Below are 4,832 nucleotides of genomic sequence, written 5' to 3'. Positions count from 1 at the left end.
CCGGCGACCACCTCGGCGCGCGTGGGCAGCCGCCGGTCGCGCACCAGGTCGTACACCGAGCCGGCCGCGCCGGCCTTGTCGTCCCACGCCCCGAAGACGAGCCGTGAGACGTGCGCCTGCAGCAGCGCGCCCGCGCACATGACGCACGGCTCGAGCGTCACGGTGAGCGTGCAGCCCTCGAGGTTCCACGACCCGCGCGCGACGGCGGCCTCGCGCAGCGCGACGACCTCCGCGTGCGCCGTGGGGTCGTGCGTGACCTCGCGCAGGTTGCGCCCCGCGCCGAGGATCGTGCCCGCGGCATCCGTCACGACCGCCCCCACCGGCACGTCGCCGTGCGCGGCGGCCTCGGCCGCCAGCTCCAGCGCGCGAGCCATCGCACGCTCATCCAAGGGGCGCACGGGAAGGGTCATGGCCCCAGCGTACGGCGGCGGATGCCGCGGGCGGAGCGATCGCCGTCGGGCGGCCGTGCCGCGGACGGGCGCCCGTCGTCAGGCATCGCTGCCACGCCGGACGCTCCGCGCCAGGCGACGGATGCCGCGGGCGGTCGGTGTCAGGCGTGGCGCACACGCGGGCGGCCGGTGTCAGTCGTCGCGCACACGCGGGCGGCCGGTGTCAGTCGTGGCGCACACGCGAGCGGCCGGTGTCAAGCGTGGCGCACGCCGCGGGGCGGGGCGATGTCAAGCGTGGCGCACGCCGCGGGCGGGCGATGTCGAGCGTGGCACACGCCGCGGGCGGGCGACCGCGTCAGGCGGCGCCGACGAGGCGCGCGAAGGCGCTCAGGCGCGCGACGCCCTCGGGGGTGCGCGGCAGGTCGTCGAGCAGGCCCGTGGAGTACACGACGTAAGCGGTGTGCTGTGCTCGCGAGACCGCGACGTTCAGGCGGTTCTGCAGCAGCAGGAACTCGAGCCCCCGCGGGGCGTCGCGGCCCGACGAGGCGGCGAGCGACACGATCGCGACGACCGCCTCCTGGCCCTGGAACCGGTCCACGGTGCCCACCGGCACGTCGGGGAAGCCGGCCGCGGCGAGCGCCTCCTCGACCTCGACCTGCTGCGCGTTGTACGGCGTGACGACGATGAGGTCCTGCGGCCGCAGCGGCCGGGGCACCGCACCGGGCCCCGCCGCGGCACCGCGCCCGACGGTGGCGGCGCGCTCGACCGTGGCAGGCTCGGTGGCGGCAGCGCGGCCGACCGTGGCGGCGGCGCCGTCCACGGCATCGTTCTCGGCCGCGCCATCGTGGCCGTCCGTGCCGTCGGGTCCGGTCATGCCGTCATGCCCGGCTGCGCCGTCGCGTCCTGCCACGCCGTCGTATCCACTCGTGCCGTCGGGTCCAGTCGTGCCGTCGGATCCCGCCGGGCCGTCGGATCCCGCCACGCCGCCGGGTCCCGCCGCGCCGCCGGATCCATCCGCGCCGTCATGCCCGGCCGTCGCACCCGACTCTCCCGTGCCGTCGTCCCACGCGCGCCCGACGAGATCGCGCACGAGGTCGACGACCTTCGCCGCCTCCTCCGCCGACTGCGTCGCGTTGCCGGTGTGCGCCATCGGCACCGGCACGACGCCCGCCGGCACACCTGTCAGCGTCCGGCGCGACGTCGACGGGTGCGCGGCGAGCCGGCCCTCGTACGAGAGCTGCGACACGGGCGCGGCCACCTCGGGCCGCATGCGCCAGGTCTGGGCGAGGAAGTAGCCGCGGTCAGCGGGGACCACCGCGGCTCCGTCCATGACCCAGCCGAGCGCCGACGTGTCGACGGGCTCGGGGTGCGTGCCCTGGCTCACCTGCGGCAGCTGCTGCGGGTCGCCCAGCAGCAGCAGTCGGGGCGCGGCGACCGAGACGGCGATCGTGGACGCCAGCGAGAACTGGCCCGCCTCGTCGATGACGAGGAGGTCGAGGCTCTGACGCGGGACCCGGGTCGGATGCGTGAGGTCCCACGCGGTGCCGCCGACGACGTAGCCGCCGTGCTGCTCCGCGGTGAAGGCGGCCACGCCGTCCTTCGCGATCGCGGTGAACGACTCGGCGCCGGTGGGCTTGCCCTTCGGCGCCTTCGCGACGAGCTCCTTGGGGACGCCGGCCGCGACGATGCCGTCGAGCATGTGCTCCACGACGTTGTGCGACTGGGCGACGACCCCCACCCGGTACCCGCGCTCGCGCACGAGCCGCGCGACGACGTGCGAGCCGACGTAGGTCTTGCCGGTGCCGGGCGGCCCCTGCACGGCCAGGTAGCTGCGGTCGAGATCGGCGATCGACCGCACGATGTCGTCAACGTCGCTGCCCGCGCCGCGTGCGAGCACGCCGCTGCGGGTGCGCGGCGGACGGCGCAGCAAGAGATCGGTCGCGGGGTCGGCGGGAAGGGCCGGGGCGGCCTGGATGACGGCATCCGCCCACTCGTCGATCGCGGCCTGCTGGCTGCCCGCACGCGGCGGCGCGCCCGGCGTCAGGGCGACCGGGAGCCGCTGCCACGTGGCGTCCTGGATCGCGTTCTCCTCGATCACGACGCCGTCGTCGAGGACGTCGACGATCTTGACCGAGCGGGCGACGTGGATCCACCGGGGATGGGTCTCGGCGGGGAACGGGGCTGGCATCTCGTAGAGCGCGTAGACGGTCGCGTCGACGCTCAACCGCGTGCCCGGCGCCAGCTCGCCGCGCAGCTCGACGGTGCGACGGTCGGCGCGCGCGCGGTCGGGGCGGTGCCAGTCGGTCAGCACGCGGCTGCGCTCCGCGTCGACCACGACGACGTCGCGCGTCTCGGCCCAGATCGACACCGGCTCGCGCAGCCGCAGGAAGTGCGTGGCCCAGAACGTCTTCGCCTCGCGCGGGTAGTAGTCGATCGCGGCGGCGCCGAGACGCAGCGCCTCGGCGGCCGGCTCGTCACCGTCGTCCGCAGATGCCGCGGCGAGACGGACGAGCGCCTCCGCGCGCGGCGACGGCTCGTAGACGTTCTCGTCGGGCTCGGGATCGGCCGAGGGCCGCAGCCCGTGCTCGCGGGCGCGGTCGACGAGCCAGTCCCGCAGTCGCAGGGTCGAGACGCAGTCGTACCGGTTGTAGTCGGCGAGGTCGTCGAGCACCGTCCTCGCGGCGACCTCGTCGCCCGCCTCGGCGAGAGCCCGCGCCTCGACGTACTTGACGATCGACTCGTCACCGCGCTGCACGTCGCTCGTGCGCACCTCGGCGCCCATGTAGAGCGGCTCGAGCTTCTTGATCGAGTACGAGCGCGAGCCGACGCGGAGCGCGCGCCGCACGATCGGATAGAGGTCCACGAACACGCCGTCGCGCAGCAGCCGGTCGACCTCCGCCTCGCGCACGCCGTGGCGGGCCGCCATCGCCAGCAGATGCGTGGGCTCGTACGGCGCGTAGTGGTAGATGTGCATGCCGGGGTACTGGCGGCGGCGCATCGTCACGATGTCGAGGAACGTCTCGAGGGCTGCCTTCTCCTCGGCGAGCGAGTGCGCCCACAGCGCCGTGTACCGCTCGCGCGTGTCGACCCAGCCGAACAGGTAGTCGATGCCCCAGGGGACGGCTCCCGAACGGGATGCCGCGGCCTCGGTGTACAGCGGATCGCCCTCGAAGTCGAAGAAGACGTCGCCGTGATCGGGACGCGGCATGGCCGCGAGCGCGGTCGGGAAGACGACCTCGAACGTCGGCACCGGCGGCACGACGGCGGCGTGGGACTCGATGACGTCCCCGGGCGCCGCGCGTCCCGCGGGCACGGCATCCGACTCGGGCCCCGTCGCCGACGTGGCCTCCGACTCGCGCCCCGTCGCCGACATGGCCTCCGACTCCCCCGCGGCCGGCGTCGCGCCACCGGACTCCGGCGGCGTCTCGACGCCGCCCGCCGGGCTCGTCAGCTGCAGGCGCGCCTGTGTGCGCAGGCCGGCGAACGTGTCGGCCATCATGCGCGGGGGCGGCGCGGCAGCGCCTGCGAGCCCGTCGATCGTGTCGACCCCGGCGGCGCGCAGACGCTCGCGCTGCACGGGCCGCATGCCCGCCACGAGCAGCAGGTCGCGGTTGGCGACGACCTCGGCGTCGCACGTCGCGCAGCGACCGCACGCCACGACGCCCAGGTCGCCGCGCTCGTCGCCCCACGCGATCGGAGCGCCGGCCGCGCCCTCGCCGACGCGGCGATCGGCGATGAGCGCGCGCAGGCGCTCGCGACGCAGGCCGAACACCGGCAGGACGTCGCGCACCGCGTGCGTCGAGACGGTCCCGTCGCCGAGCAGCAGCTCCACCCGGTCGGAGCGCGGGACGCCGAGGCGATCGAGCTGATCGACGTATGCCGCGAGCTGCATGAGCGCGGTGACCCGGGCGTGCCGCGCGAGCTTGGTGTCCTCCACGATCCAGCGCGCCGGCCCGGCGGTGTCGGCGGCATCCTCGCGCACGAGGAAGTCGGCGAACCCGACGAACTCGTCGGTGGCGAACGCCGCCTGGTAGACGACCGCCGCGTCGGACGCGAGCGCGGCGTCGGTCTGCGCGACCGCGTCGGCCAGCGCCGCGGCATCCGACGAGCGCGTCTCGGGGATCTCGACGACCCGGCCGGGATGGGTCGCGTGGTAGGCCGCGAGCACGCGGCGCTCGTGCTCGGTGCCGAGACGCCCCGCGCGCTCGCGCGTGAGGTCTTCGGGGTCTTCGACGGCGGCCACGCGGCCGAGCTTCGCGTCGAGCTGGCGCAGCCAGGCGAACTCGCACTCGGCCGCCGCCTTGAGATCGCTCGCGCTCCAGACGACCCGCCCTTCGCCCTCGATGTACCGCATGGTCCCCTTTCCGCCTACGACGATAGCCGCGGCCCCCGACACCCTTCCCGCACCTCCCCCCTCCCGCGCTGTTGGCGACACCTTCCTGC

Annotated in this window: 2 protein-coding genes; both read right to left on the bottom strand. The window is 75.3% G+C overall.

What is annotated here, in order from left to right; genetic code table 11:
- Positions 1–374: nucleoside deaminase (locus WML84_RS12895; protein WP_347346544.1), on the bottom strand; the 374-nt coding region annotated here is incomplete at its 3' end.
- Between the two features lie 370 nt (positions 375–744).
- A complete protein-coding gene (locus WML84_RS12890) occupies positions 745–4,743 on the bottom strand; it encodes a TM0106 family RecB-like putative nuclease (RefSeq protein ID WP_347346543.1) in 3,999 nt (1,332 codons plus the stop codon).
- Positions 4,744–4,832: the final 89 nt, after the last annotated feature.

The sequence above is a fragment of the Microbacterium sp. genome (assembly GCF_039812165.1).
Lineage (GTDB): Bacteria > Actinomycetota > Actinomycetes > Actinomycetales > Microbacteriaceae > Microbacterium.
Note: the sequence above shows the minus strand (reverse complement) of the source record. Positions and strands in the feature narration are given on the sequence as shown.